Origin of the sequence: Stenotrophomonas sp. SrG (genome assembly GCF_050031795.1) — a bacterium.
Classification (GTDB): domain Bacteria; phylum Pseudomonadota; class Gammaproteobacteria; order Xanthomonadales; family Xanthomonadaceae; genus Stenotrophomonas; species Stenotrophomonas rhizophila_A.
The window spans coordinates 1-243 of record NZ_JBNBBE010000922.1 but is presented as its reverse complement, the minus strand read 5'-3'; the positions used below and the strand labels follow the sequence as shown (position 1 = coordinate 243).

Annotated in this window: 1 protein-coding gene; it reads left to right on the top strand. The window is 65.4% G+C overall.

Going from position 1 to position 243, the window contains the following annotated elements:
- On the top strand, positions 1-196 hold a 196-nt coding region (locus ACQG3P_RS22180; protein ID WP_426806256.1), incomplete at its 5' end, for a hypothetical protein.
- Positions 197-243 lie beyond the last annotated feature (47 nt).

Here is a 243-nt window from a genome sequence, read left to right as displayed (position 1 = left end):
CGCGCGGCTTGCGGCCCTCGCCGAACAGGCTGGCGACCTTGCCCGCCAGTCCCGCCAGCACCGCCGATGCGCCCCATTCGTCGCTCGCCCGCTCGCCGTTGTCGCGCAGGATCAGCGCGCCCTCGGCAGCGGTGGCGTCGCTGATCTGCAGCGCCGTCGCACCGTTGTTCTTCCCCGCGCCTTGGATACGTTATGAAGGATCTTGTCAATCTTGTCCTTTGAGCTGATCGTTGCTTTGAAGAT